Source organism: Polaromonas sp., assembly GCF_029945895.1.
Lineage (GTDB): Bacteria > Pseudomonadota > Gammaproteobacteria > Burkholderiales > Burkholderiaceae_C > Polaromonas.
In genome coordinates this window covers 29,476-55,932 of the sequence record NZ_JAQSDL010000076.1, presented here as the reverse complement: position 1 = coordinate 55,932, position 26,457 = coordinate 29,476, and the positions used below count along the sequence as shown (strand labels likewise).

Sequence of the window (26,457 nt, the reverse complement as noted above, 5' to 3'; positions counted from 1 at the left end):
GAAATGTCCGTCTGCACGTGATGGCAATGTGAAAGGGCACAGGAAGCAGGGCATCCCGGCGAGGTCGGTTTGCTCTGTTTTTTATAGCTGGCAGCGCGCGTCCCTCAAGGGCTGCAATGCAAAAAGACCTGAAAGCTTGGGAAGCAGCCGCTTCAGGCCGATCTGTCGGTACCCCGATTATTGCAGCACGACGACGGTTCCCCGCCCCGTCAGGAAAGCCGCCTTCACTGGCGCGCCGGGGTAAATCAGTTGCACCGCCGCCCGGTAGGCCTGCAACTGGGCCATCAGCGCCGGCTGCAGCTCCGGCGCCGCTGCCGATTTGTAGTCCAGCACCCACCAGTGGCCTTCGTGGCCCGTATCCTTGCGCTGCACCAGGCGGTCCAGCCGCAATGCCTGGCCGGCGTAGACCAGGTCAACCTCGTTGCCCTGCCAGGCCAACACCTCCGGGCGCCAGGCCCAGGCGCCCTCACCCGCCAGAATGCGCCCGGCCAGACCGGCGGCGTCTGCCGCCTGCGCCGGGCTCAGGCGAAACTCGCGCGCCGCCGCCTTCAGCTGTTCCGCCGACAAAGCACCGCCCCACTCCAGCAGGCGGTGCATGGCCTTGCCGATGCGTGCCTTCAGCGAGTCTTCGTCCACCCGCTCCACGGCAGGCGCAGCGGGCGCCAGACCTTCGGGCAAGGCAGGCAGCTCGGGCAGGTAAAAAACGCCGCCATCCGCCTGGTCCGGCCGCGCTGCGGCGGATTCATCGGCCACCGGTGCAGGCAGCTCGCCCACCAGGGCCTGCAGGCGCTGCCACCAGCTTTCAGTGGTCGCGCGGTGCGGTTCGATGGACGAGATGACCAGGGTGGCGCGCGCGCGCGTCAGCGCCACATACAGGGCGTTGAGCTCTTCGCGCTTGCGGGCGGCCAGCTCGCTGGCCAGCGTGTCGGCGGCGCAGGCCGGCGGCCGGCTTTCGCTGACCAGGAAGACAAACTTGCGCGGCTCGGTCGCTTCGCCGGGCCAGTCGACCAGCACACCCATGCTGTCGGCATTGCGCTCCACGGTGTCGGTGTCCAGCAGCAGCACGGCTTCGGCCTCCAGGCCCTTGGCGCCGTGGATGGTCAACAGGCGGACGGCCTCGCTGCTGACGGCTGCCGGCGCCTGGGTGCCACCGGCCTTGAGCGCGCGCACAAAACCATAAGGCGTGGCATAACGCCCACCGTCGAGTGCCAGCGACACACCGAGCAGCGCGCGCAGGTTGGCCAGCACCGCGCTGCGCTGCGCCACCGGGGCGGCTGCGCCAAAACGCGCCAGTACATCGCCGTCGTCGTAAATGCCCTGCAGCGCATCGTGCGGCGGCAAACCGTCCAGCCAGCCCTTCCACTTGGTCAAAATAGGCCCCAGCCCTTTCAGGACGGGCGCAAGCAGCTCCTCTTTTTGTAGCAAGTTGTACCACGGCAGGTGGTGCTCGCGCTGCAGCAGGGCCAGTTGCACCAGGCTTTCATCGGCCAGACCGAACAGCGGCGAGCGCAGTGCGCGTGCCAGCGACAGGTCATGCTGCGGCGACACCAGCACGTCGAGCAGCGCCACCACATCCAGCACTTCGCAGCAGGCTATGAGTTCGGTTTTCTCGCCCACCTGCGCGGGAATGTGCAAGGCCCGCAATTCGTCCTGCAGCGGCAGCAGGCCGGCGCGTTTTCGCGACAGCACCATCACGTCCTGCGGCCGCAAGCCGGCGGCTATTTGCCCTGATATCCAGGCGGCGGCTTGCCGGGCCTCTCGGGTGCGCAGGGTTTCTTCAGGCAGTTCGCGCGGCGTGCTCAGGCTGTCGCGCCAGCCGGCAGCCAGCGGCGAGGCCTCTTCTTCGTCCTTGTTCCGGGGGACAGGCGGCAGGCGGCCCACGGCGCCGGCCAGGCCCGACGCCGTGGTGTGTTCGCGAAAGCCCTCATAGCCGTCGGTTTCGCGCGCCGTGGCCATGGCCGAGTTGACGGTGTCAATCACCGCTTCGGCGTTGCGCCGGGTGTGGTCGCAGCTGAGCAGATCACCCCCCAGGCCGTGCACCACAAAAGCCTGCGCGGCGCGGAATACCTGCGGCTCGGCACGGCGGAAGCGGTAAATGCTTTGTTTGGGGTCACCCACCAGGAACACGCTGGGTGCGCTGCCCGCACCCGAATAACCAATGAGCCAGGCGTACAGCGCCTGCCACTGCAGCGGGTTGGTGTCCTGGAACTCGTCGATCATCAGGTGCCGAATGCGCGCGTCCAGCCGCTCCTGCACCCAGCCCGACAGCACGGGGTCGGCCAGCATCAGCAGCGCGGCGCGCTCCACGTCATTCATGTCGACCCAACCGCGCTCGCGCTTCAAGGCGGTGAACTGGGCGATCAGCACACGCGTCAGGCGCGCCATGCGCTGCTGGTACAGCCAGGCGTCATGCTGCTGGCGGGCCGCCACCACCCGCAACACCAGGTCCTGGGCCATGCGCACCTGTTCGATACCGACGATTTTTTCGCCGAACTTGCGCGGCGTGCCCTTTTCAGTCAGCAGGGCCGCGATGGCCGCCGGGAAGTCGCCGGCCGTCAGCGCGCGCTCCAACTCCACGCCCTTGGCCGAAAAAGTCGGTGCGCTCGCGCGGCCCAGCGCCACGGCGGCGTCAGCGAGGGTCTGCCGGTGAAAGCGGTTGGTGCTGAGCAGCTCTTCCGGTTCCTCGATGCCCCCAAATTCGTTGAACTGCGCCGCGAAAGACTGCACCGACGCGTCGATCACGCCCTTTTCATCGGCCAGCGTGAATTCGGTGCGCTTGTCGAGCGCGGCCTGCAAAGCCTTGTCGGCCTGAAAACGCCCATGGGCCAGCACCACCGCCTCAAAGTCGGCCTTAAGCGACGCATCAGCCGAGACGGCCGCGTAAAACCGCCGCCACACCAACGCGCGTGCCGGTGCATCGTCTTCCAGCAGCTCGTAGTTCACCGGCAGCTCCAGGCGCTGCAACACCGCCACAGGCGCGCTGCGCAGCAAGGCTGCAAACCAGCTGTGGAAGGTGCGGATCTGCACCGAACGGCCGCCGGCCAGAATGGAGCGATATAAATTTGATAGCTGCTCGCGCACGGCCTGTGCGGACTGCAGGCCTTTTTGGCTTGAAAAATCGACCCGGACGCCGCGTATGTCCAGTTCGCGCTGCAAGGTGGCGTCATCGGCGTGGGCAAAGGCCTTGAGCCAGTCGTCCAGCCGCTCGCGCATTTCGCCCGCGGCTTTTTTGGTGAAGGTGATCGCCAGGATCTCATGCGGCAGCACCTGCTGCCCGGGTGCAGCCGTGGCCCCGTCAAGCAGCGCCCGCACGATGCGCGACACCAGCATCCAGGTTTTTCCCGCGCCGGCACAGGCTTCCACCGCCACACTGCGCCGTGGATCGCAGGCGATGGCGTAAAACGCCTCGGCGGAGACCGATTCGCCGTTGCATTCGTAGGCGGCGGTGTGGGAATTTTTCATCGGCGACCACTCCTTGCAAGCGCACGGATCCCATTCAAGCAGGGGCCGCGGGTCCGGCTCTGCCGGCCCGCAGGCGCAGCGGCCCCCCCGGGGGGCAGCGCATTACACGGAGCCGAAGGCGAAGTGAAAAGCGTGGGAGCTTTATTCATTCCAGAAGTCCTTGCGGCACAGGCCCCGCGCGGCGCAATAGTCGCAGGCTTTGCCTTCGCCCAGCGCCGGCAGTTTGGCGCCGCGTTCAATACGTGCCATGTCGGTCAGGATGCTGTCGATCAATTCGTCGCGCAGACCGACGATCTCGGGCTGTTCATAGGTTTTGGTGGGCTCCTTTTCGCCGAGGTTCACGTAGGCCGCCGCCAGCGTGTCGTCGCTCACCAGGGCGGCATAAAACGCCAGCTGCGTGTCTTCCTGGCCGTTCTTGATGCGCTCGCTCGTGGTGGTGCGCGGCTCGGTCTTGTAGTCAATCACCAGGGCGTGGCCATCAGGCTGGCGGTCGATGCGGTCCAGCTTGCCGAGCAGCGTGAGCGTGCCCACCGGCACTTCGCGCCAGACTTCGGCTTCGTCGAAGACCGCGCCGGTGGCTTCGTGGTCGGTCAGCCACTTCAGATAGCCCTCGCGCACGCCGGGCCAGGCCGCGGCAAAGGGCAGGAACTCGCTGTCGCTGAGCGCCAGCTCCCGGGTGGCGCGTTCGGCCGCCGCATTGATCATGACGGTGCGGCCTGCTGCGTCGGGGGTGGGCGCCGCTTTCAGTGCCTCGTGAAAATACCGCAGCAGGCTGTGCAGCCAGTTGCCGAAGTCGCGCTTGCCCAGTTCGCTTTCGAGCTCTTCGGACTCCTGCAGCCTGAGCTGGCGCAGCGCAAAAAAGCGGTAGGGGCAACGGCGCAGGTCTTCATACGCGCTGGCCGAAAGCCGGGTGACGGGCAAGGCCTCGCCGGTGGGAAACGGGTGCGGCGTGGGCAGCGTCGCGACGCTGCGCAGGCGGCGGGGGTCGCCGGCCATGACCGGCTCCGAAGCCGGGTCCTGGTCCAGCAGCAGCTCCTGCACGAATCCGCTGGGCATCAGGTGTTCGCCGGACTCACTGGTGCGCCACAGCACATCGAGATGCGGCATTTGCAGGGCATAGTGCCAGGCCTGGCGCTGGGCGGCTGCGAGCACGTCGCGCGAGGGCAAACCCAGCAGATCACGCTGGCCGGGCGTCCAGGGGCCGGCGGGTTCCGGCGACACCGGCAGCCGGATCTCGTCGCAGCCGGGCAGCACCACGGCCTGCACCGACCGGCCAAGCAGCTGCGCCAGGGGCAGGATGATCACCTGCTCCACCGGCGGATGCAGCGGCGAGAACTTGCCCCCCTCGAGCGCATGGTTGGCCCATTGTGTGAACTCGTGCTGCCGCGTCATCGGCGACACCTCGAACTCGGCCTCTGCGCCTTCGTGCAGACGCAGGACATCAAGCACCGTCTGTCCGGCGTCGTCCTGTGCCAGCGCGTCCCACTGTCCGGCCGAGCGCAGGGCGGACCGGAGGTCGCGCAGCCACACCGGCAGGAGACGGGCACGGCCGAAAAGGGCCCGCAGCGCATTCACCCTGCGCGCCAGAGGCGCCGTCGCCGCAAATGCAGGGGGTACCAGGCCCTCCTCAGGGAAGTCCGGCAGGTCGCGCCATGCACGCACACCGGCCTTGCGCAGTTCGATCTCGGCGGCGGTCACCATGGCAGCGTCAAAGGCCGGAGCGTTTTTCAGCCAGTCCAGCACGGCGTCGCTGGATGCGTCCCAAGGCAGGACACGGAGCAGGCTCATGAGGCTCGCGGCAGCGCGGGTGGTCGAAAGCTTCCAGCCGGTTTCATCCCGCATGGCAATCCCGCGCCCGGCCAGCATGGCGCCTGCCCGGCGCGTGAGTTGCCTGTCCTGCGCGATCAGGGCCACGGGACTCAAGCCTTGCGCAAGATGCGCAAGAACACAGGCCGCCGCGCGGCCGGCTTCGTCTTCAGCGTCCTGCGCGGCGTGCAATGCAGGCGGCGTGGGCGACGCCTGCAGGGCAAGACAAAGCGGGATGGAAACCGACCGGTCGCCGAAATGCAGTTTGAGCGACTCGGTGAGCGGGTCAGCCTGAAAACCCTCCAGCACGACGAACAGCTGGGGGCTTGCCTGAAAAAGGCAGTCCGTGGGATAGGCTGATGCCGCCGCCCAGGCGAGCGCAATACGTCCCACGGCAAGCTCCAGCGCCAGCACCGGCGACTCCTGCCCCGCGCCCAGCGCCAACGCAAGGCGCTCACTCCAGGCCGGGCGCGCGCTCGGCAGCACGGCGGCGGCAACGCCGGCAAGACTCCAGGCTGCGTCCACCAGCCGGCCGGCAAGCGCGTCCTGCTGGCCGCTCAGCCCTGACCGGTCGAGCAGGGAAGCCGCCGTCAGCATGTCCAGCGCCATATCCATGCGCAGATCATCAGCCGAAGGGACATACAGACCCAGGGTGCCGCCCAGCCCGCCGACCCAGTTCATGGTGGTCTCGAAACGGGGCACGAAAAAGGTGTCGCCCGCCTGCGCGGCCCAGGCACGGCGCGCCTGTTGAATCAACTGCGCGTACGGCAGCAACACCACCGCCTCCGCGGGGTGGATGCGGCGGGTCTGCATGACACCCGCCAGTTGCCCCATGGCCTGTTCCCAGCAAAGCGCATCGGGCGCAGGCCATGCAGATTCAGAGGCGGAAAGGGGTGTCATGCAGGTTTGAGGGATGGTAGTCGCGGGGAAAGGCAGTGGAGCATGGGTCTGTGGATGAATCAGTGCAAGGAGGGCCGGAACGCCGTAAATCGAATTATTGCTATCGGGCCGATAGCCCCTGCGCGCCTGACCCGGCCACTTGCTTTCTGCCACAATGGCTGCAACTTCTGCCGTACCTCATCGTAATCATCCTAACCAGACAAAGGAGCCGCCATGGCGAGCGAACTGATCAAACATACCACCGATGCCACCTTCGAAGCCGATGTGCTGCAGGCCTCCAAACCCGTGCTGGTCGACTACTGGGCCGAGTGGTGCGGCCCCTGCAAGATGATTGCCCCGATTCTGGACGAAGTCGCCACCGGTTACGACGGCCGCCTGCAGATTGCCAAGATGAACGTGGACGAAAACCGCGACATTCCCGCCAAGTTCGGCATCCGCGGAATCCCGACGCTGATGCTGTTCAAGGACGGCCAGCTGGCTGCCACCAAGGTTGGCGCCATGAGCAAGGCGCAGCTGACCGCCTTCATCGACCAGCAACTGGCCTGACCGGCCTTGTTCCCGGCCGCCGGCAAGCTGTCCCTGCACAGCCTGCCGGTGCCCCCTCCGGCCTGAAGCGGATCGCCAGGACCGGCTCCCGCACCTCCCCCGCCCCCATAGACACCCCCAATTTCCTGTCATAATGTCCCTGTTCGCTGACCGGCTGCTGCCGGCCGGTTCGAGTTCCCGGTTTGTGAAGCGCCTCTAGCTTCCTTTCAGACCTCCCCCGTTTTTTTATCTGAACTCCGCGAGGAGTTGACTTCACGCAAGGTTTCCCCATGCACTTAAACGAACTCAAGGCACTGCACGTGTCTGAAGTCCTCAAGCAGGCCGAAGAGCTTGAGATCGAAAACACTGGCCGCATGCGCAAGCAGGAGCTGATGTTCGCGATCATCAAGAAGCGCTCCAAAACGGGGGAAACCATCGTCGCCGACGGCGTGCTCGAAGTGCTGCCCGACGGTTTCGGCTTCCTGCGGGCGCCGGACTCCAGCTACACCGCGTCCACCGACGACATCTACATCAGCCCGAGCCAGATCCGCCGCTTCAACCTGCACACCGGCGACATGATCGAAGGCGAAGTGCGCACCCCGAAAGACGGCGAGCGCTACTTTGCCCTGAACAAGCTCGACAAGGTCAACGACGGTGCGCCGGAAGCCAACAAGCACAAGGTGATGTTCGAGAACCTGACGCCGCTGTTCCCGCGCGAGCAGTTCAAGCTCGAACGCGACATCAAGGGCGAGGAAAACCTCACCAGCCGGATCATCGACATCATCGCCCCCATCGGCAAGGGCCAGCGCGCCCTGCTGGTGGCGCCGCCCAAGTCCGGCAAGACCGTGATGATGCAGAACATCGCCCACGCCATCACCGCCAACTACCCCGAAGTGGTCATGATGGTGCTGCTGGTGGACGAGCGCCCTGAAGAGGTGACCGAGATGCAGCGCAGCGTGCGCGGCGAAGTGATCTCCTCCACTTTTGACGAGCCTGCCGCGCGCCACGTGCATGTGGCCGAAATGGTGATCGAGCGCGCCAAGCGCCTGGTCGAGCTCGGCAAGGACGTGGTGATCCTGCTGGACTCGATCACCCGCCTGGCCCGCGCCTACAACAATGTGCTGCCCTCTTCCGGCAAGGTGCTGACCGGCGGCGTCGATGCCAACGCCCTGCAGCGGCCGAAACGTTTCTTCGGCGCCGCGCGCAAGATCGAGGAAGGCGGCAGTCTGACCATCATCGGCACTGCGCTGGTCGATACCGGCAGCCGCATGGACGAGGTGATTTTTGAAGAGTTCAAGGGCACCGGCAACTGCGAGATCCACCTGGACCGCCGCCTGTACGAAAAACGCGTGTTCCCGGCGATTCACCTGAACCGCAGCGGCACCCGCAAGGAAGAGCTGCTGCTGGCCCCCGAAATCCTGCAAAAATCGCGGATTCTGCGCCAGTTCATGTACAACATGGATGAGATCGAGTCCATGGAGCTGATGCTCAAGAACATGAAAGCCACCAAGAACAACCACGAGTTCTTTGACATGATGAGGCGCGGCGGCTAGATATAGCCCCCACGGTTGCTCGCTTCGCGTAGCGCCCTGCCCCCCGAGGGGGCGCTGCGCCTGCGGCCCGGCAAAGCCGGTTCCGCGGCCCCGGCTGGCCTAAATACTTCCACACGCCCTGCATTCGCCAAATACTCCGAATCACGCTATAATGCGAGGCTTCACGGAAAGTGCTCAGAACGGTTTTGAGTGGCTCCCGAAACGAACAAGGAAAGATCATGAAAGAAGGCATTCACCCCAACTACCGCGAAGTTTGTTTCCTGGACATGTCCAACAACTTCAAGTTTGTGACCCGTTCCTGCGCCAACACCAAAGAAATGGTGAAGATGGAAGACGGCCGCGAACTGCCGCTGTACAAGCTTGATACGTCGAGCGAATCGCATCCGTTTTACACCGGCACACAGAAATCCGTGGACAACATGGGTGGCCGCGTCGAGAAATTCCGCAACCGTTTTGGCAAGACCGCTGCCAAAGACGCTGCAGCACCTGCTGCCGAGTAAGCTGCAAAACTGCTCCGGCCCCACGAAAAAGCAGCCTGAACGTCAGGCTGCTTTTTTTTGCTCCAAAATCAGGACTTTCGCCCAGCCTGACCTCCCTTGAACAAACCCTCACCCGCCATCATTGCCCAGTCCGCGGTTCGCCGGTTGCCCCGGCTCGCGTTGCTGCTGTTCTGCCTGGCCTATGTCTTGCCAGGCTTCCTGGGACGTGGTCCCTGGAAAAACGCCGACATTGCGGCCTTTGGCACGATGCGCGAACTGGCCGCCGGCAACACCAGCTGGCTGCATCCGCTGCTGTTGGGGCAGGTCGGCGAGTTTGAGGCGCTCGCGCCCTACTGGATGGGCGCATTGGCCATCAAGGCCCTGCCCTTTCTCGACCCTGCTTATGCCGCGCGGGTACCGTTCGGCCTGCTGCTGGCGCTGACGCTGCTGTGCACCTGGTACGCCGTCTATTACCTGGCGCGCAGCCCGCAGGCCCAGCCCGTGGCGTTTGCCTTTGGCGGGGAAGCCAGCCCGGTCGATTACGCCCGGGCCATTGCCGATGCCGCCTTGCTGGCCCTGATCGCCAGCCTGGGCCTGGCCCAGCTCTCGCACGAAACCACGCCCGCCCTGGCGCAGCTCGGTTTCACGGCGCTGGTTTTTTATGCCGTGGCAGCCAGTGCCTACCGCAACGCCTGGAAAGTGATGGGACCGGCCCTCGGGTTGGGAGTCGGCCTGGCCGGCCTGGCCCTGAGCGGCGCCCCCACGGTGGCAGCCCTCCTGGGCGCCGGCAGCACGCTGGTGGCATGGGGCAACGCACAGAGCGCCCGGCCCGATAACAACCCGGCCCACGCCTGGCGCTGGGTGCTGCTGACCGCGGGATTGACCCTCGCGGTGGCCGCCTTGTCCTGGGGGCTGGATCTCTGGCGCTGGCGGATCGAAATTCCTGGCCTGGAAAGTCCGGCAGACCGCAAGGAATGGCGCAGCCTGGCGCGTCTGCTGGTCTGGTTCACCTGGCCCGCCTGGCCGCTGGCCGCCTGGACCCTGTGGCGTTGGCGCCGGCAACTGACCAGCCGGCATGTTGCTCTTCCGCTGTGGTTTGCATTGGTCGCGCTCGCCGCCACGGTCACCACCACCGCCACGGACCGCAGCCTGCTGCTGAGCCTGCCGCCGCTGGCGGCTTTGGCCGCCTTTGCCCTGCCCACGCTCAAGCGCAGCGTGGCCTCGCTGATTGACTGGTTCACGCTGCTGTTCTTCACCGGCTGCGCCATCATCATCTGGGTGATCTGGATTGCCATGCAGACCGGCATGCCCAGGCAGCCGGCCGCCAACGTCGCCAAGCTGGCGCCTGGTTTTGAGCCCAGTTTTTCCTGGCTCGCCTTTCTGGCCGCGGCGCTGGCCACCCTGGCCTGGGCCTGGCTGGTCAGGTGGCGGGCCGGCCGCCAGCGCGCGGCGGTGTGGAAATCCATGGTGCTGCCCGCCGGCGGCGCCACACTGTGCTGGCTGCTGCTGATGACGCTGTGGCTGCCGCTGCTCGACTACGCGCGCAGCTACGCGCCGCTGTCGCGACAGGTCGCAGCACGCGTTGAGCCCGGAGCCTGCGTCGAGGTGTATGGTCTGAATTCAGCCCAGGTCGCCGCTTTTCAATACCATGGGCAACTCCAGCTGCGTCGGGCCGGCGCGAAGGCGGTCTGCCCTTACCTGGTGGTCGATGCCGACGCCCAGGACACACTCAGCCAAACCGTGGACATGCCCGAGTGGGCCTATCTGGCCACCCTGCGTCGACCCACCGACAAAAACGAAAACGTGGCGCTGTATAAACGAGTCAGCGTGGCGGCCTCCGGCCAGGCTGCGAACCCGGGCCAGGCACCAGGCCGCCAGTAACCGTAGACGGTCAGTCGCGCTGCGGCGGAAAGACGGGCGCGAGACGGGGGCGAGACGGGCCCGAGACACGACGCGGGCAATGCCGCTCTTCTCCTACGGCCGTTTGCGGCAACACGCTCTGGCAAAGCTTGGCCCCAGAAGGAGAATGACGTATGACCAAATTATCCGTTCGTCCGACCTCCCGCGCAGACATCGACGCCTTGCTGAAGCTGCAGGCCCATGTCTACCCCACCATCGCTCCCTGGCGGCGCGACCAGCTTGTCCATCAACTGGACCTGTTCCCCGAAGGTCAGCTGGTCGCCACGCTGGACCAGCGCATTGTGGGCTGCGCCAGCTCGCTGGTGATTGCATGGGACGAATGGGCAGACGAACACACCTGGTCCCAGATCACGGCCGCAGGCACCTTCGACACACACAACCCGGCAGGGTTCACCCTGTACGGTGCGGAGGTTTTCGTCGACCCGCGCCTGCGTGGCAAACGGGTAGGCCACGCCCTGTATGAAGGCCGGCGCCGCATTTGTCGGCAACTCAACCTCCGGCGAATCATTGCCTGCGGCAGGCTGCCGGGGTACAGCGTTGTCGCACAGCAGATGTCTATAGAACTCTATGCAAAAAAGACGCTGTGGGGTGACTTTGTGGACCCTGTCCTGAGCTTTCAGCTGCGTGAAGGATTCCGCTACTGCGGCATCATGGAAAACTACCTGCCCGAAGACAGCGAATCCCTCGGTCATGCCGCATTGATCGCCTGGGTCAACCCGGACTACGACCCCACAAGAAAACCCACCCTGCAGTTGGCCGCGGCCCTGCAGGAGGAGGCAACAGCATGAGCAGCACCGACCTCGCGCGCGAACCCGCGCACAAGCCCCAGCAGACCACGGTACGCATCGCCGCCGTTCAGTACCTGCTGCGCGCCATCAGCGACTGGGACGGTTTTGAGAACCAGGTCCGCTTCGTGATGAAGGCCGCCGGTGATTACAAACCGCAGTTCGTGATGTTTCCCGAAATTTTCACCACGCAGCTGCTGTCTTTCATGGACACGAGTGACCTGCGTCGTGCCGTGCGGGAAATGGACAGCTACACCGACCGCTACATTGCATTGTTCACCGAACTCGCCGCCCATTGGGGTGTCCACATCATCGGCGGTAGCCACCCGACCATCACCAATGGGCGCCTGCTCAACACCGCCTACCTTTTCACGCCCGGCGGCAAGGTGTTCACCCAGGACAAGATTCATCTGACGCGCTGGGAGAAGGAAAAATGGAAGGGTGACCCGGGCAATGAGCTGAAGGTGTTTGAAACGCCGTACGGGCGCATCAGCATCCTGATCTGCTACGACATCGAATTTCCCGAACTCTCCAGAAAGGTGTGCGAACAGGGGGCTGACATTATTTTTGTGCCTTCCTGCACCGATGACAGGCAGGGCTTCTGGCGGGTTCGCTACTGCTGCCATGCCCGCGCCATCGAAAACCAGGTGTACGTTGCCGTCACCGGCACCGTGGGAAATCTCGCCGTCGAAGGGCTGGGCCTTCATTTCGGGCAGGCCGCCATCATCACCCCCTCCGACTTTCCCTTCGCGCGTGACGGCATCGCTGCCGAGGGTGTGCCCAACATGGAACAGATCGTGATTGCCGACGTGGACCTGGGCAAGCTGGTGAGCAACCGGGTCAACGGCACCACCATTCCCCTGTACGACAAGCGGATCGACGTCTATGCCAACGATGTCGAGATCATCTCCACGGTCTGACGCAGCCAGTCAGGGCAGCACCAGCCCGGGAAATCAGACGGGTTGAAGCTGGCGCACCCGGGCGGCAGGAAAAGCGATGGAAAAGCGTGAACCCTGGCCCGGCTGGCTTTCGATGCGCAGTTCGGCTCCATGGCGCTGCGTCACGTGTTTGACAATCGCCAGGCCCAGCCCGGTGCCGCCGGTTTCGCGTGAGCGGCTGCTGTCAACGCGGTAGAAACGCTCGGTCAGCCGCGGAATGTGCTCAAGCGCGATGCCAGGCCCGGAATCGCGGACGGAAAATTCGGAACGACCATCCGGCAGTCTCTGCCACATGACCTCGATGCGGCCGCCCGCAGGCGTGTAGCGAACCGCGTTGTTGAGCAGGTTGGACATCGCGCTGAGCAATTCCGCCTGCGAGCCGGCGATCTGCTCATCGGCAGCCTCCTCCACCCGCAACTCATGCTTTTTCCCGCTTCCTTCGGTGAGCAGCGCCGACAAGGAACGTCCCTCCTGTTCACACAGGACCAACAGGGAACGCACGGACACCCATTCGCTGCTCCCCGGCGGCGGGCTGCCCTCCAGACGTGAAAGTGTCAGCAGGTCGTTGACCAGCGTCTGCATGCGCTCAGCCTGCCTGGCCATCAGGGCAAGGTAATGGGCGCGTTCCTCGTCATTGAGCGGAAGGGTCTGCAGTGTTTCCACAAAACCCGTGAGCACGGTCAGCGGTGTGCGGATCTCGTGCGACACATTGGCCACAAAATCGCGGCGCATGGTTTCAGCCTGCTCCATTGCCGTGACGTCACGCGACAGCAACAACTTGCGTCCTTCGCCGTAAAGATGCAAATGCACTGCCAGCCTGACAGGGCGGCTGGCCGTGCTGCGTGGACCAATGATCACGACCTCGTGCAGATAGTCGTCGCCTGCCAGATAGCCCGCAAAATGGGGATCGCGCAGCAGATTGCCGATATGCTGCATGATGTCCTTTTTCGGGTCAAAGCCGAAATGGCCCGTCGCGGTCTCGTTGCACCATTCGATGCGGTTGTTTTTGTCGAGCAGGATCACCCCGTTCGGAGAGGCCTGAATGGCAGCCAGGAACTCCTGCAGCCTGGTTTCGCTGTCAGCCACCTTGAGTTCAAGCGCCCTCAGCAAGCGCCAGATCCGGTCGGCCACTTCGCCCCACAGGCCACCCACCCTGGCCGGAGCAGCAGTCTCGCCACGCTTGAGCCAGAGCAGCAGGCGGGCGCCTCGCCGCAGATCAATCAGCACCCACAATGCACTCGCCGCCAGCAGCCCCAGGATGGCGCCCTGCGCGGGACTGCCGCCGTCAAGCAAGAGCCTGCCCAACAGTGCGCCCGCCAGCTGGAACAGGAAAAATCGGAAAAGGCGCCAGATCATGCGCGCATTGTGAAGGAAAAACCCTCCCTCACTGGCTTCGGGGATGGGCTGTCAGCCGATAACCCGCGCCACGCACCGTCTCCACCAGGGCGCCCGCGGGGCCCAGGGCTTCCCTCAGACGTTTGACATGGACATCCACAGTGCGTTCCTCAATGAACACGTGATCGCCCCAGACCTTGTCGAGCAACTGGCCCCGACTGTGGACCCGCTCTACATGTTTCATCAGGTAGTGCAGCAGCTTGAACTCCGTCGGTCCCAGTTTGAGCTCCTGGTTCTGGAACGAAATGCGGTGGGTCGCCGCGTCGAGCACCAGTCCACCGACCGCCACACTGTCATTCACCGCCTCGGGCGCGCGCCGCCTGAGCACCGCGCGAATGCGAGCCAGCAATTCCTGGGTGGAAAAGGGTTTGGTGATGTAGTCGTCCGCCCCGGCATCGAGCCCGGCAATCTTGTCCGGCTCGTCGCCCCTGGCCGTGATCATGAGGATGGGGATGGCCTTGGTGCGCGCGCTGGAACGCCATTTCTTGGCCAGTTGCAGACCACTGTGGCCAGGCAGCATCCAGTCCAGCAGGATGACATCCGGCAACACGGCATCGAGCTCGCGCTGGGCAGCATCGCCGTCGGCCGCCCAGATGGGCTGAAAGCCGTTGTGCCTGAGGTTGACGGCAACAAGCTCGGCGATCGCCGGCTCGTCTTCCACCACCAATACGCGGGGTACAGTCTTCATAAGCAGCGGTGCATGGTCAGCGGACCACGGACTCTATCGCCTCCATGGAGGTGTGGCGCACGTCGGCGCCCTTGACCACGTAAATGATGAATTCCGCGATATTTTTCGCGTGATCGCCGATGCGTTCTATGGCCTTGGCCACGAACAGCAGATCCAGGCTGGAGGAAATGGTTCGGGGATCTTCCATCATGTAGGTAATCAGCTTGCGCACGAAACCGTCAAACTCCTTGTCGATGGCATCGTCTTCCTTGAGGATGGAAACCGCCGCATTGACATCGAGCCGGGCAAAGGCGTCGAGCGCCTTGCGAAGCAGGCCGGAGGCCAGGTCGGCAGCGATGCGCAGCTCGGACGACGGCAAGGTGCGCGTGGCGCCACTGTCGATGATGGAGCGCACCATGCGTGCAATCTTTTCCGCCTCATCACCGGCACGCTCGAGATTCGCGGTGGTTTTTGAGATGGCGATCAACAGACGCAGGTCGCGGGCCGTGGGCTGGCGGCGCGCAATGATGGACGACAGCTCCCGGTCAATGTCCACCTCCATGGCATTCACGCGAGACTCCATGTCGGTGACTTCAGTGGCAGCTTCGGCACTGAACTGGGCGAGCGCATACACCGCAGTGCGAATCTGGGACTCAACCAGCCCGCCCATTTCCATGACTCGGGTGGAGACGCTGGTCAGTTCGCTGTCGAACTGGCTGGACAGATGTTTGTCACTCATGATCAACCAAACCTTCCTGTAATGTAATCTTCAGTTTCCTGCCGTTTTGGCTTGAGGAATATCTGGTCGGTCTCGCCAAACTCGATGAGTTCGCCAAGGTACATGTAGGCGGTGTAGTCGCTGCAACGCGCCGCCTGCTGCATGTTGTGGGTGACGATGGCGATGGTGTAATCCTGCTTCAGCTCATGCACCAGCTCCTCCACCTTGCCCGTGGAAATCGGGTCCAGCGCGGATGTGGGTTCGTCGAGCAGGAGCACCGAAGGCTTGACCGCCACACTGCGGGCGATGCAAAGTCGCTGCTGCTGGCCGCCCGACAGGGACAGGCCGCTCTGGCTGAGCTTGTCCTTGACCTCGTTCCAAAGCGCCGCCTTGGACAAGGCCCATTCGACGCGGTCGTCCATTTCACCCTTGCTCAGGTTCTCATACAGCTTCACACCGAAAGCGATGTTGTCGTAAATCGACATCGGAAAAGGGGTGGGCTTCTGGAAGACCATGCCGATGCGGGCCCGCAGCAGGTTGATGTCCTGCTTGGCATCGAGGATGTTCTGTCCATAAAAATTGATCTGGCCTTCGGCGCGCTGGCCAGGATAGAGGCTGTACATGCGATTGAGCGTACGCAGCAGCGTGGACTTGCCGCAACCCGACGGACCGATGAAAGCCGTCACCTTGCGCTCCTCGATATTCAGGTTGACGTCCTTGAGACCCTGAAATTTGCCGTAGAAGAAATAGAGATTGCGCAGCTCAAGAGCGTTTTTTTTCGCTTGCACGGCGGCTGGGGTATCTGGCATGGTTGATTCCGGGTCTTGAAAAAGTCAGATGTTTTGAACGAGGAGACGGCGGCCTTAACCCGGCGCCTTTTCACGAAGGAACACGCGGGCCACGATGTTGAGCACCAGTACCGACAGCGTGATCAGCAAGGCGCCTCCCCAGGCCAGACGTATCCAGTTGTCGTAGGGGCTGAGCGCGAACTGGAAGATCACGACCGGCAGATTGGCCATGGGCGCGCCCATGTCGGTGCTGAAGAACTGGTTGTTGAGCGCGGTAAAAAGCAGCGGTGCTGTCTCCCCGCTCATGCGCGCCACCGCCAGCAGCAGGCCTGTCATGACCCCGCTCTTGGCCGCCCGCAAGGTGACCAGCGTAGCCACTTTCCAGCGGGGGGCACCCAGCGCGAAGGCCGCTTCACGCAAACTGCCGGGCACCAGGCGCATCATGTTTTCAGTCGTGCGCACAACGACTGGCACAGCGATCAGCGACAGTGCCAGACTGCCAGCCCACCCCGAAAAATTTCCCACCGTGGCCACTGCGATGGCATACACAAACAGGCCCAGCACGATCGAGGGGGCCGAAAGCATGATGTCCGTGACGAAACGCGTCAGTTCGGCTGTCTTGCTCTCATCACCGTACTCGGCGAGGTACACGCCGGCGAAAACGCCGATGGGCGTGGACACCAGTACCGCGAAACCGACCATCATCAGGCTGCCAACGATCGCGTTGGCCAGCCCGCCGCCTTCGCTGCCGGGTGCGGGCGTGGAATGGGTGAACATGTTCCAGTCCAGCGCAGCAAAGCCGTTGGCAAAAAGCACGCTCAGGATCCACAGCAACACGACCAGACCGAGCACCATGGCGCCCATGGAAAGCGTCAGGCCGATGGCGTTGGAGCGCCTGCGGCGTGCGTAGAGTTGTTGGTTGAATTTCATCAGGGCTTCCCGATTTGTTTGAAGTGAGGCAGGCTCAGAGGCCCTTGGCCTTTTCGGCGCGCAACATCAGTATCTTGGCAAGCGAAAGCACGATGAAGGTGATGACGAAGAGCAGAAAACCCAGCGCAAACAGTGTGGAGAGGTGAAAATCGGCTGCTTCTCCGAATTCGTTGGCCAGCGTGGATGCAATCGACGTGCCCGGCGAAAACAGCGAGGTGGGCATGCGGTTGGCATTGCCGATCACAAATGTCACCGCCATGGTTTCACCCAGGGCCCGGCCCAGGCCAAGCATGATCCCGCCGATCACGCCCTTCTGGGTGTAGGGCAGGACTACCCGCCTGACCACTTCCCAAGTGGTGCATCCCAGACCATAGGCTGACTCGCGCAGGATGGGTGGCACGATCTCGAACACGTCGCGCATCACCGCAGCCACGAACGGCAGAACCATGAAGGCAAGCACAATGCCGGCAGCCAGGATGCCGAAACCGTTGGTGCTGCCGCCGAACAGAAAACCGATCAGCGGCATGCCACCCAGCAGTTTTTGCACCGGCATCTGGAAATAGTCGGCAAACAACGGCGCAAACACAAACAGGCCAAACATGCCGTAAATGATGGAAGGCACAGCAGCCAGCAGTTCAACCGCCGTACCGAGCGGGCGGCGCAGCCAGACCGGGCAGGTCTCCGTGAGGAACAGCGCGATACCGAAGGCCAGCGGGACCGCAATCAGCATGGCCAGCCCGGCACTGGCAATGGTGCCAACGATGGCAATCGCGGCACCGAATTCTTCGTTGATGATGTCCCATTCAACACGCCAGATGAAGTTGAAGCCGAACTTATGGAAGGTGGGCCAGGCGTTGATGAACAGGGAAACAATGATGCCCACCAGGGCGATCAGCACCAGCAGCGAGAAGCTCTGGGTCACCCGGTGAAACAGGATGTCCTCGAACCGTTGCCGTCTGGCGATCGACGCCATGTTGGAATTGGCGGTTTCCACAGGCGCGTTTAGCGGATTCATGGTGATTTCCACGCTCATTTTGACTCCCAGGTGAGATCGTCCAATCCGATAAACCGACATCCGCTGGCCCGACCTTGCCGGGCTGCGGATGTCATTTCAGGATCGGTTCAACTCACTTCGCGATCTGCGACCACACCTTGGTGCGGATCTGGGCTGTCAGCGCGTCGGGGAGCGGCACGTAGTCGAGCTCGGAAGCCATGCCTTTGCCGTTCTTGAAAGCCCAGTCAAAGAACTTTAACACCTCGGCGGACTGGGCCTTGTCGGCGGGGTCCTTGTACATCAGGATGAATGACGCCGTGCTCACCGGCCAGCTCTTTGCGCCCTTGGCGTTGACCATGGAAATGCCCATGCCGGGAACGCTGAACCAGTCGGCGCCCGCTGCAGCGGAAGCAAAGGCGTCATCATCCGGGCTCACATACTTGCCCTCGGCGTTCTGCAGCTGCAGGAAGTTCATGTTGTTTTTCTTCACATAGGCGTATTCCACATAGCCCACTGCCCCCTTGACGCGGTTCACGTTGGCGGCCACGCCCTCGTTGCCTTTGCCGCCGACAGAGGACGGTGCAGGCCACTTCACGGCAGCGCCCTTACCCACGGTGTCAGCCCACTCCTTGCTGACCACGGTCAGGTAGTCGGTCCAGTTGTAGGTGGTTCCCGAGCCGTCGGCGCGGTGCACCACGGTGATGTTCTGGTCAGGCAGTGTCTTGCCGGGGTTCAGGGCCACCAGTTTGGCGTCGTTCCACTTGACGATCTTGCCCAGGAACATCTCGGCGAGTACAGGACCAGTGACACGCAGCTCGCCAGGCTTGAAGCCCTCGAGGTTGATGACGGGCACGGTGCCGCCAATGATCGCGGGAAACTGGACCATGCCGTCCTTGTCCAGGTCGGCGCCTGGCACCGGTGCATCAGACGCGCCGAAAGCAACCGTCTTGGCACGAATCTGGCGGATGCCGCCGGACGAACCGATGGACTGGTAGTTCAGGCCTACTCCGGTCGCCTTCTTGTAGGCTTCAGCCCACTTGGCATAAATGGGAAATGGGAAGGTCGCGCCGGCGCCGGTGATGTCGGCTGCCATGGCGGAACCCATGCCCAAGGTGGCAAAGGCCGCGACGGCCATTGCTTTGAGGAAAGTGCGCTTGTGTTTCATGTGGCTCCTTACGGTTGGATAAACGGGTAACAGCCTGTACTGTAGAAGCGCAATGTGACAGGTACGTGACAAATGCATGAATAAATGGGGCAGGATTTTGCCAATCGGACATGCGTTGCGCCCACCACCGGGCCCTGACCACAGTCCCGGATTGAGCCGGGTTTCACAGCCCGGTCACAGGGGCCAGGCATTCTGCCTGCCTGGAAGGCATCCCCGGCGGCAGGCAGCCCTTCCTGGGCCCTGCCGTCGTGCCTGTCCAGGCACCAGCCTTCCGCGTGAATGCTATGCTGGCTGCGCCCCAACACTCACTCACACATGCAAAATGGAACCCGCCTGGCTGCCGTGGACCTTGGGTCCAACAGCTACCGCCTCGAAATAGGCCGTCTCGATCACGGCCAGATCCACCGTACCGAATACCTCAAGGAAACCGTGCGTCAAGGCAACGGCCTGGATGAGGAGCGCAACCTCACGCAGGAAGCCATGCAGCGCGGCTGGGATTGTCTGGCCCGGTTCGGCGAGCGACTCGCCGGCTTCAAAAAGGGGGAAGTGCACGCCGTCGCGACCCAGACCCTGCGCGAAGCCCGTAACCGCGACGTCTTTCTGCAGCGCGCCCACAAGGTGCTGGGTTTTCCCATCGATGTGATCTCCGGGCGCGAGGAAGCGCGCCTGATCTACCAGGGCGTGGCGCACCTGCTGCCCCAGTCCGGCGAACGCCGCCTGGTCGTGGACATCGGCGGCCGATCCACCGAAATGATCCTGGGCAAGGGCCTTGACGCGGTGACCATGGAGTCCTACCGCGTTGGCAGCGTGGGCTGGTCCATGAAGTATTTCCCCGATGGCCAGTTCAGTGCGAGGTCTTTCCAGGCGGCCGAGGTGGCCGCCAAGGCGGTGCTGGACGAAGCCATCAACCTTTACCGTGGCGGCTGGGATGTGGCCTACGGCTCGTCGGGCACCGTGGGTGCTGTCAGCGATGTGCTGGTGGCTGCGGGCTGGCCTGCGGGTCTGGTGACTCGCGAGGGACTGGACTGGCTGCTGGACCGCCTGCTCAAGGCCCAAAGTGCGGAGCGCCTCAAGCTTGAAGGCATGAAGGACGACCGGCGCGCCGTGATAGGCGGAGGCGTCAGCGTGCTGCGCGCGGTGTTTGAGCTGATGGGCATCACGCAGATGCAGACCGCCCAAGGCGCCCTGCGCCACGGCGTGTTGTATGACCTGCTGGAGCGCGAAGGGGAAACGACCGACCTGCGCTCGACCAGCGTGCAGCGGCTGACCAGCAAATTCGACATCGACACGGTGCAGGCCGAGCGCGTGAGCCGGGTGGCCCGCGCCCTCTTTGCACAGGCCTGCACCGGCCTGTCCGTGGCCGAGCTGGGCCGCGTCCAGCGCAAACTCGACTGGGCCGCCCTGCTGCATGAAATCGGCAGCCACATCTCGCACAGCGACTACCACAAGCACGGCGCCTACATCCTGGACAACGCCGACGCCCCGGGCTTCACGCTGCAGGAACTGCACCGCCTGAGCCTGCTGGTGCTGGGCCACCGCGGCAAGCTGCGCAAGCTGGAAGCCGATTTCGATGACGAGGTCTTCGTACTGCAGCTGCTGTGCCTGCGGCTGGCGGTGATCCTCTGCCATGCGCGCCGCGACCCCGACGTCAGGGGCATGCAGATCGCCGGCGCCGGTCAGCGCCAGTTTTCCCTGGCCTGCCGGCCAGGTTGGGCCGAGGCCTTCCCCCAGTCAGCGCATCTGTTGCGCGAAGAAGTCCTGGCCTGGCAGAAAACACCCTGGACGCTGGCGCTGGCGGGCGCCTAGTGTCCTGTCCCGTAAATAAGGTCAAGCAATGAAATTGTTCAGTCAGTCGTCAGGCAAGGACGAGCAACGCCGCCTGCCCGCTGACGGGACGATTTCACATCGCCTTTATTTGCGGGACAGGACACCGGTTTTTCGGGCCGGTGCTGTGCGGGTTCAACCGGTTCCATTCAAAGAAGTTCCGGCGACTGCACGGTAACCAGCACGGTCTGCAAGCCTCCTTCGCGCTCACGCGTGCGCAGCCACCAGAGCGCCCCCTTCTTCACCGGGCATTCGCTTTCCTGCAAGCCCAGCAACTGGGCGATGGTTTGCCCCAGCGTCGGCTGATGGCCGATCACCAGAATAGGCAGCTTGTTTCCCGGCCACTGCACCAGTTCGAGCAGTTGCGATGGCGGTGCATCGGGCCCGAGTTCCGCACGGATTTTGTACTTGCGCCCCAGCGCCAGCGCCGTCTGCTCGCAGCGGCGCGCCGGACTCACCAGGATGCGCGCCCGCTCCGGCAACTGCCGGTCCAGCCAGCCTGCCATGCGTGCCGCCTGCTTCTCGCCTCTCGGCGTCAGTGAACGTTCGAGGTCGTTCCCGCTTTGCACGTCGGCAGGCAACTCTTCAGCCTCTGCATGACGCCACAGGATCAGGTCCATCGCGTCTAGCCTTGCAACGCAGCGCCGCCGGCCGAATAACGGGCCATCAGCGCGGCCTGCGCACCGTGCTGCATGCCCTGAGGCGAAGCACCGGCCCGCAGGTAAGTTCCATCGGGCTGCAAGTCCCAGGCGTCCTGGCTGTCATGCAGGTAGGCAACCAGGCATTCGTCGATGATGCGCTGGCGCATCACGGGATCGGTCACCGACCAGGCCAGCTCCACACGTCGCAGCATGTTGCGGTTCATCCAGTCGGCACTGGACAGGTACAGGGTCTCCTCCCCGTCACAACGGAAATAGAAGACGCGTGAATGCTCCAGAAAGCGGCCGATGATGGAACGCACGCGAATGTTGTCCGTCACCCCGGGCACGCCGGCAGGCAGCATGCAGGCGCCGCGCACCACCAGGTCAATTTTCACGCCGCGCTGCCCTGCCCGGACCAGGGCCAGCATCAGGCCCTCGTCGGTCAGGGCGTTCATCTTGGCCACCAGGCGCGTGTCCTTGCCGAGCGTTGCGGCCTCCGCCAGGGCGTCGATTTTTTCGATCAGTTTGCGGTGCAACTGAAACGGCGCCACCAGAAGGCGCTGCAACCGGGGCAATTTGCTCTGGCTTGCCAGATGCCCGAAGACGCTGTCAATTTCTGCGGTCAGCGCCGGGTCGCCAGTCAGGTAGCTCACATCGGTGTACAGGCGCGCGGTGTTCGGGTTGTAGTTGCCGGTGGACAAATGGGCGTAACGCACCAGCTGCCGCCCTTCTCGCCGCGTCACCAGCAGCATTTTGGCGTGGGTCTTCAGCCCGACCACGCCATACACCACCTGCGCCCCGATCGACTCCAGCATCTCGGCCCAGTTGATGTTGGCTTCCTCGTCGAAGCGCGCCTTGAGCTCCAGCACCACCGTGACTTCCTTGCCGCGACGCACAGCCTCGCGCAGCAGGACCATGAGTTCGGAGTCCGGACCGGTGCGGTAAATGGTCTGCCGGATGGCCAGCACCTGTGGATCGTTCACCGCCTCGCGCAGGAAATCGAGCACGCCATTGAAACTCTCGAAGGGCTGGTGGATGGATACGTCGCCCTGTTTGAGGCGTTCAAAAAACGACTGCCCCGGTACCAGCTGCGTCGGATAACAGGCCTTGTACGGCGGAAAAAGCAGTTTCGGATCATTGACCAGGTCCACCAGCTGGGTCAGGCGCACCAGATTGACCGGACCATGCACCCGGTACAGCGCCTCCGTCGGCAGGTTGAACTGGCTACGCAGGAAATCCGACAGGTGTTTGGAGCAACCCGCCGACACCTCCAGGCGCACTGCCAGCCCGTAGTGCCTTTGCTCCAGCCCGAGCCGCAAGGCGGTACGCAGGTTTTTCACGTCGTCTTCATCAACCGCCAGGTCAGAGTGCCGTGTCACGCGAAACTGCGAAAACTCACCCACCTCGCGGCCAGGAAACAGGTCGGCCAGATGCGCGCGGATGATGCTCGACAGCGAGACAAACAGCAGCTTTTTCTGCGAACCCTTGTCGGGCATGTGGATCAGGCGCGGCAGTACGCGCGGCACCTTGACGATCGCAATGTCATTTTCGCGGCCGAAGGCGTCACGCCCGCCCAGCCGCACAATGAAATTGAGTGACTTGTTGGCGACCTGAGGAAACGGGTGCGAAGGATCCAGCCCGACAGGAATCAACAACGGCTGCACCTCGCGTTCGAAGTAGGCCTTGACCCAGCGGCGCTGGGCCGCGCTGCGGTCGCCGTGCGAAACAATCCGTATGCCCTGCTTCGCAAATTCCGGCATCAACTCGTCGTTGTACAACGCGTACTGGCGCGCCACCATGTCGTGGGCAGCGGCAGACAGGGTCTTGAAAGACTCGGCCGAGTAAGGCGCCTTTTGCTCCTGGTTGAGCGCGGCCGTCAGGTGCAAGGCGGCGCGCACCTCGAAAAACTCGTCCAGGTTGGACGAAACAATACACAGGAAGCGCAGCCGCTCCAGCAGCGGCACGTCGGGCCGTTTGGCCCAGTCCAGCACCCGCTCGTTGAACGCCAGGATGCTGTGGTCCCGGTCCAGAAACTGGACCGCTGCAGGCGCGGCGATCAGGCCCGCAGCCAAGGGTGAAGTGGCAGAAGTTTGCAACATGCCGTCCGAACTGGTAATTGTCATGAATCTGACTTGTCAGTGTGAATGGATTTGATGACAAAAGCGTGACAACATCATGACAAATGTTTCAAACCAGGGCCTGGGTCGTCACCAACGTACTTTTGGCCTTGCTGCGAACCGGCACCAGGTGGCCTTCGAACAGTTTTGCAGCATGCGCCCAGCTGAAGTCCAGCGAACGGGCGCGGGCCTCGTGACGTGGGACCGCCATCGCCTTGTAACAGGCGCGTTTCAGGTCCTCATCCAGAACACCGCCATGGTGGCTGCCGTCTGGTTTCCCCAGCACCTCAAGCGGGCCGTCGACCGGGTAAGCCGCGACGGGCGTACCGCTGGCCATGGCTTCGAGCATCACCAGGCCGAAAGTTTCGGAACGGCTGGGGAAAACAAACACATCGGCGGCAGCGTAGACCCTGGCCAGTTCGTCGCGCGGCAGCACACCCAGCCAGCGCACCTGCGGATAACGCTCCTTGAGCGAAGCCTCCAGCGGCCCGACGCCGCAGACCACCTTGGTCCCCGGAATGTCCAGCGCCAGGAAGGCCTCGATGTTTTTCTCATACGACACACGACCGACAAACAGGGACACCGGCCGCACGAGGGTGCCCATGGGCGGGTAAAGCCGCGCACCGGGATGAAACGGAAACAGCGTGGTGTCCACCCCGTGCGTCCAGCTGCGCAGCTGGCGAAAACCGCGTTTCTCCAGCATGCGCAACACACCGTGGGTCGGCACCATGACGCCTGACGAAGCCTTGTGGAAATAGCGGAACAGCGCATAACCCCAGGACAGCGGGATTTTCAATGCGGCGTGGAGGATCTCCGGAAACTTGGTGTGAAAGGCGGTGGTGAAACGCAGGTCGCGCTTGCCGCAATAGCTGCGTGCCGCCCAGCCCAGCGGGCCTTCGGTGGCAATGTGGATGGCTTCAGGCGCGAAAGCATCCAGTCTGGCGGTCAGCAAGGCTTTGGGACGCACGGCCAGGTCGATGCCGGCGTAACCCGGACAAGGCCGCGTTTTGAAAAGACCGGGATGGACCACTTCCACCGTGTGGCCCAAGGTCTGCAGTTCACGCACCAGTTCCACCAGCGTGGTGACCACGCCATTGACCTGCGGCTGCCAGGCGTCAGTAACAAGGGCGACCCTCATGCGGCCACCGTGCCCGCCATGTGGCCCCGGCCCTGCGTTTCATGGGACGGCGCCCAGTGCAGCAGCTCGAGCTTGCCGTCGTAGTGTTCCACCAGCGCGGTACGGCTTTCAACCCAGTCGCCGTCATTGCAATAGAGCACGCCGTTGATGTCGCGCATTTCGGCGCGGTGGATGTGGCCGCAGACCACCCCCTGGTGGCCGCGCCGGCGCGCCTCGTTGGCTACTGCGACTTCAAAGTCGGTGACGTAGTTCAGCGCACTCTTGACCTTGTGTTTGAGGTAGGCCGAGAGCGACCAGTAGGGCAGCCCCATGCGCGCGCGCAGGCTGTTGAGGTGGCGGTTGAGCTTGAGCGTGAATTCATAGAGGTTGTCGCCCACGTAGGCCAGCCATTTGGCACATTGAACCACCGCGTCGAAATAGTCACCGTGAACAACCCACAACTGACGGCCGTCGGCGGTGGTGTGCACGGCTTCCTCGACCACCTCGATACCACCGAACTGATGACCGATAAACTCACGCGCAAACTCATCATGGTTGCCAGGCACATAGACGATCCGGCAGCCTTTGCGTGCACGACGCAGCAGCTTTTGCACCACGTCATTGTGCGACTGCGGCCAGTACCATTTGCGCCGCAGCTGCCAGCCGTCCACGATATCGCCCACCAGGTAGAGGTGGTCGCTGGGGTGGGCCCTCAGAAAGTCCAGTAGCGCCGCAGCCTGGCAGCCAGGTGTGCCGAGGTGCAGGTCGGAAATGAAGATGCTGCGGTAGCGTTGGCGCAATGCCGCGTCATCATGGTCATCGTCGGGCGGCGTACCCCCATGGTTGAGCGCGCCGAGCTTGTCGAACAGCGTGCGCATCAGGTCGCCTTGCTGGAGAAATGCTTGCGATAACGCGGCGGCAGATCGGCAATGCGCATCATCATGGGCAGGTCGGCAGAGTTGAAGTCCGGGTCCCAGGCCGGTGCACCCAGGACCTTGGCGCCCAGGCGCAGGTAGCCCTTGATCAGCGCTGGCGGCTCGACGTCCAGCGAGTCATCGAGCTGCTCGACCGGCAGGGCCAGGCGCGGCGTCACGTGGTATTCAATGGCGGCAAGGTGGCTTTGCCGCACCTGCCGCCAGATGCTGGCCGCGGCATGGCCGCTGCCATATTCCGGATGAGCGCTGTGCTGCATCGGGATGCTGGCACAGCCAATCATGGTGTCGAGCTGGTTGCGCGCCATGAACTCGGCCAGCGCACCCCACAAAGCCAGGATGACCCCGCCGTGGCGGTGCTCGGCATGCACACAACTGCGCCCCAGCTCGACCATGCGTTCGCGCAGGGCGCGCAGGCGCGTGAGGTCGAACTCGGTGTCGCTGTAGGTGCTGCCCACGCGTTTGGCCTGGGTCGGCGTGAGCACGCGGTAGGTGCCTATGACTTCCTGGCTGGCTTCGTCGCGCACCAGCAGGTGTTCGCAGAAATCATCGAACAGGTCGATGTCGTGGCCCGGCACCGTGCTGGGCAGCGTCGCCCCCATCTCCAGCGCAAAGACCTGGTACCTCAGCCGCTGCGCTTGCCGGACCTCGTCCTGGTGCCTGGCCCAGCCTACCTGGATTTTCCCCGGCGCAGTCCCTTGAACAGCGACCGGATCGGCAGCATGAGAGCTTTGATGAAGTGACCCCCGTGGCATTGCGACTGGCGACAATGCAAAGGTGGGATTGGGCAGTTCTTTCATG

21 protein-coding genes are annotated in these 26,457 nt (G+C 63.6%); 7 read left to right on the top strand and 14 right to left on the bottom strand.

Going from position 1 to position 26,457, the window contains the following annotated elements:
- Nucleotides 1–177: 177 nt before the first annotated feature.
- The gene (locus PSV33_RS08715) at nucleotides 178–3,462 is read right to left on the bottom strand and encodes an exodeoxyribonuclease V subunit beta (RefSeq protein ID WP_300560675.1); all 3,285 of its coding nucleotides are present in this window, start codon (nucleotides 3,460–3,462) and stop codon (nucleotides 178–180) included.
- A 141-nt stretch (nucleotides 3,463–3,603) separates the two neighbouring features.
- Nucleotides 3,604–6,168 (bottom strand): PD-(D/E)XK nuclease family protein, encoded by a 2,565-nt coding sequence (locus PSV33_RS08710; protein WP_300560673.1) that lies wholly within the window; start codon nucleotides 6,166–6,168, stop codon nucleotides 3,604–3,606.
- Nucleotides 6,169–6,381: 213 nt separating this feature from the next.
- Between PSV33_RS08710 and trxA the strand changes: the two genes are divergently transcribed.
- The 6 genes from trxA (at nucleotide 6,382) to PSV33_RS08680 (ending at nucleotide 12,350) form a co-directional block, all read left to right on the top strand.
- A complete protein-coding gene (gene trxA, locus PSV33_RS08705) occupies nucleotides 6,382–6,714 on the top strand; it encodes a thioredoxin TrxA (RefSeq protein WP_077594529.1) in 333 nt (110 codons plus the stop codon).
- 269 nt (nucleotides 6,715–6,983) lie between these two features.
- Entirely contained in the window at nucleotides 6,984–8,246 is a 1,263-nt protein-coding gene (gene rho, locus PSV33_RS08700) for a transcription termination factor Rho (protein WP_096662678.1), read from the top strand.
- 218 nt (nucleotides 8,247–8,464) lie between these two features.
- Entirely contained in the window at nucleotides 8,465–8,746 is a 282-nt protein-coding gene (locus tag PSV33_RS08695; RefSeq protein WP_096695864.1) for a type B 50S ribosomal protein L31, read from the top strand.
- Nucleotides 8,747–8,842: 96 nt separating this feature from the next.
- Nucleotides 8,843–10,606: a hypothetical protein gene (locus tag PSV33_RS08690; protein ID WP_300560671.1), complete on the top strand. Its 1,764-nt coding sequence runs from the start codon at nucleotides 8,843–8,845 to the stop codon at nucleotides 10,604–10,606.
- 152 nt (nucleotides 10,607–10,758) lie between these two features.
- On the top strand, nucleotides 10,759–11,433 hold the full coding sequence (locus PSV33_RS08685; protein ID WP_300560669.1) for a GNAT family N-acetyltransferase: 675 nt from the start codon (nucleotides 10,759–10,761) through the stop codon (nucleotides 11,431–11,433).
- Nucleotides 11,430–12,350 carry a carbon-nitrogen hydrolase family protein gene (locus PSV33_RS08680; RefSeq protein WP_300560668.1) on the top strand — a complete coding sequence of 307 codons (921 nt, stop codon included), beginning with the start codon at nucleotides 11,430–11,432 and terminating at the stop codon, nucleotides 12,348–12,350. Before PSV33_RS08685 ends, PSV33_RS08680 begins: the two co-directional genes overlap by 4 nt.
- A gap of 33 nt (nucleotides 12,351–12,383) precedes the next feature.
- On the opposite strand, the gene phoR is transcribed toward PSV33_RS08680, so the two are convergent.
- From phoR to pstS, 7 genes are all read right to left on the bottom strand, one after another.
- Nucleotides 12,384–13,724 (bottom strand): phosphate regulon sensor histidine kinase PhoR, encoded by a 1,341-nt coding sequence (phoR, locus tag PSV33_RS08675; RefSeq protein WP_300560666.1) that lies wholly within the window; start codon nucleotides 13,722–13,724, stop codon nucleotides 12,384–12,386.
- Between the two features lie 28 nt (nucleotides 13,725–13,752).
- Nucleotides 13,753–14,451 carry a phosphate regulon transcriptional regulator PhoB gene (gene phoB / locus PSV33_RS08670; protein ID WP_300560665.1) on the bottom strand — a complete coding sequence of 233 codons (699 nt, stop codon included), beginning with the start codon at nucleotides 14,449–14,451 and terminating at the stop codon, nucleotides 13,753–13,755.
- A gap of 16 nt (nucleotides 14,452–14,467) precedes the next feature.
- Entirely contained in the window at nucleotides 14,468–15,169 is a 702-nt protein-coding gene (phoU, locus tag PSV33_RS08665; RefSeq protein WP_300560663.1) for a phosphate signaling complex protein PhoU, read from the bottom strand.
- 2 nt (nucleotides 15,170–15,171) lie between these two features.
- A complete protein-coding gene (pstB, locus tag PSV33_RS08660) occupies nucleotides 15,172–15,957 on the bottom strand; it encodes a phosphate ABC transporter ATP-binding protein PstB (RefSeq protein ID WP_300560661.1) in 786 nt (261 codons plus the stop codon).
- Between the two features lie 54 nt (nucleotides 15,958–16,011).
- Nucleotides 16,012–16,866: a phosphate ABC transporter permease PstA gene (pstA, locus tag PSV33_RS08655; RefSeq protein ID WP_300560660.1), complete on the bottom strand. Its 855-nt coding sequence runs from the start codon at nucleotides 16,864–16,866 to the stop codon at nucleotides 16,012–16,014.
- A gap of 34 nt (nucleotides 16,867–16,900) precedes the next feature.
- On the bottom strand, nucleotides 16,901–17,881 hold the full coding sequence (gene pstC, locus PSV33_RS08650) for a phosphate ABC transporter permease subunit PstC (protein ID WP_300560658.1): 981 nt from the start codon (nucleotides 17,879–17,881) through the stop codon (nucleotides 16,901–16,903).
- Between the two features lie 112 nt (nucleotides 17,882–17,993).
- Nucleotides 17,994–19,025 (bottom strand): phosphate ABC transporter substrate-binding protein PstS, encoded by a 1,032-nt coding sequence (pstS, locus tag PSV33_RS08645; RefSeq protein WP_300560656.1) that lies wholly within the window; start codon nucleotides 19,023–19,025, stop codon nucleotides 17,994–17,996.
- Between the two features lie 315 nt (nucleotides 19,026–19,340).
- On the opposite strand from pstS, the gene ppx reads away from it, so the two are divergent.
- Nucleotides 19,341–20,831 carry an exopolyphosphatase gene (gene ppx, locus PSV33_RS08640; RefSeq protein WP_300560654.1) on the top strand — a complete coding sequence of 497 codons (1,491 nt, stop codon included), beginning with the start codon at nucleotides 19,341–19,343 and terminating at the stop codon, nucleotides 20,829–20,831.
- Between the two features lie 167 nt (nucleotides 20,832–20,998).
- On the opposite strand, the gene PSV33_RS08635 is transcribed toward ppx, so the two are convergent.
- From PSV33_RS08635 to PSV33_RS08615, 5 genes are all read right to left on the bottom strand, one after another.
- Entirely contained in the window at nucleotides 20,999–21,469 is a 471-nt protein-coding gene (locus tag PSV33_RS08635) for a histidine phosphatase family protein (protein ID WP_300560652.1), read from the bottom strand.
- 5 nt (nucleotides 21,470–21,474) lie between these two features.
- A complete protein-coding gene (gene ppk1 / locus PSV33_RS08630; protein WP_300560924.1) occupies nucleotides 21,475–23,589 on the bottom strand; it encodes a polyphosphate kinase 1 in 2,115 nt (704 codons plus the stop codon).
- An 88-nt stretch (nucleotides 23,590–23,677) separates the two neighbouring features.
- Nucleotides 23,678–24,745: a glycosyltransferase family 1 protein gene (locus PSV33_RS08625; RefSeq protein WP_300560651.1), complete on the bottom strand. Its 1,068-nt coding sequence runs from the start codon at nucleotides 24,743–24,745 to the stop codon at nucleotides 23,678–23,680.
- Nucleotides 24,742–25,602 (bottom strand): UDP-2,3-diacylglucosamine diphosphatase, encoded by an 861-nt coding sequence (locus PSV33_RS08620; protein ID WP_300560649.1) that lies wholly within the window; start codon nucleotides 25,600–25,602, stop codon nucleotides 24,742–24,744. The genes PSV33_RS08625 and PSV33_RS08620 overlap by 4 nt, the downstream gene beginning before the upstream one ends.
- A complete protein-coding gene (locus PSV33_RS08615) occupies nucleotides 25,602–26,456 on the bottom strand; it encodes a GNAT family N-acyltransferase (protein ID WP_300560648.1) in 855 nt (284 codons plus the stop codon). Before PSV33_RS08615 ends, PSV33_RS08620 begins: the two co-directional genes overlap by 1 nt.
- Between the last annotated feature and the right edge of the window lies 1 nt (nucleotide 26,457).

Coding starts and splice junctions, on each gene's coding strand:
- PSV33_RS08715 (WP_300560675.1), bottom strand. CDS start 3,462: ATGAAAAATTCCCACACCGCCGCCTACGAATGCAACGGCGAATCGGTC.
- PSV33_RS08710 (WP_300560673.1), bottom strand. CDS start 6,168: ATGACACCCCTTTCCGCCTCTGAATCTGCATGGCCTGCGCCCGATGCG.
- trxA (WP_077594529.1), top strand. CDS start 6,382: ATGGCGAGCGAACTGATCAAACATACCACCGATGCCACCTTCGAAGCC.
- rho (WP_096662678.1), top strand. CDS start 6,984: ATGCACTTAAACGAACTCAAGGCACTGCACGTGTCTGAAGTCCTCAAG.
- PSV33_RS08695 (WP_096695864.1), top strand. CDS start 8,465: ATGAAAGAAGGCATTCACCCCAACTACCGCGAAGTTTGTTTCCTGGAC.
- PSV33_RS08685 (WP_300560669.1), top strand. CDS start 10,759: ATGACCAAATTATCCGTTCGTCCGACCTCCCGCGCAGACATCGACGCC.
- PSV33_RS08680 (WP_300560668.1), top strand. CDS start 11,430: ATGAGCAGCACCGACCTCGCGCGCGAACCCGCGCACAAGCCCCAGCAG.
- phoR (WP_300560666.1), bottom strand. CDS start 13,724: ATGATCTGGCGCCTTTTCCGATTTTTCCTGTTCCAGCTGGCGGGCGCA.
- phoB (WP_300560665.1), bottom strand. CDS start 14,451: ATGAAGACTGTACCCCGCGTATTGGTGGTGGAAGACGAGCCGGCGATC.
- phoU (WP_300560663.1), bottom strand. CDS start 15,169: ATGAGTGACAAACATCTGTCCAGCCAGTTCGACAGCGAACTGACCAGC.
- pstB (WP_300560661.1), bottom strand. CDS start 15,957: ATGCCAGATACCCCAGCCGCCGTGCAAGCGAAAAAAAACGCTCTTGAG.
- pstA (WP_300560660.1), bottom strand. CDS start 16,866: ATGAAATTCAACCAACAACTCTACGCACGCCGCAGGCGCTCCAACGCC.
- pstC (WP_300560658.1), bottom strand. CDS start 17,881: ATGAATCCGCTAAACGCGCCTGTGGAAACCGCCAATTCCAACATGGCG.
- pstS (WP_300560656.1), bottom strand. CDS start 19,025: ATGAAACACAAGCGCACTTTCCTCAAAGCAATGGCCGTCGCGGCCTTT.
- ppx (WP_300560654.1), top strand. CDS start 19,341: ATGCAAAATGGAACCCGCCTGGCTGCCGTGGACCTTGGGTCCAACAGC.
- PSV33_RS08635 (WP_300560652.1), bottom strand. CDS start 21,469: ATGGACCTGATCCTGTGGCGTCATGCAGAGGCTGAAGAGTTGCCTGCC.
- ppk1 (WP_300560924.1), bottom strand. CDS start 23,589: ATGTTGCAAACTTCTGCCACTTCACCCTTGGCTGCGGGCCTGATCGCC.
- PSV33_RS08625 (WP_300560651.1), bottom strand. CDS start 24,745: ATGAGGGTCGCCCTTGTTACTGACGCCTGGCAGCCGCAGGTCAATGGC.
- PSV33_RS08620 (WP_300560649.1), bottom strand. CDS start 25,602: ATGCGCACGCTGTTCGACAAGCTCGGCGCGCTCAACCATGGGGGTACG.
- PSV33_RS08615 (WP_300560648.1), bottom strand. CDS start 26,456: ATGAAAGAACTGCCCAATCCCACCTTTGCATTGTCGCCAGTCGCAATG.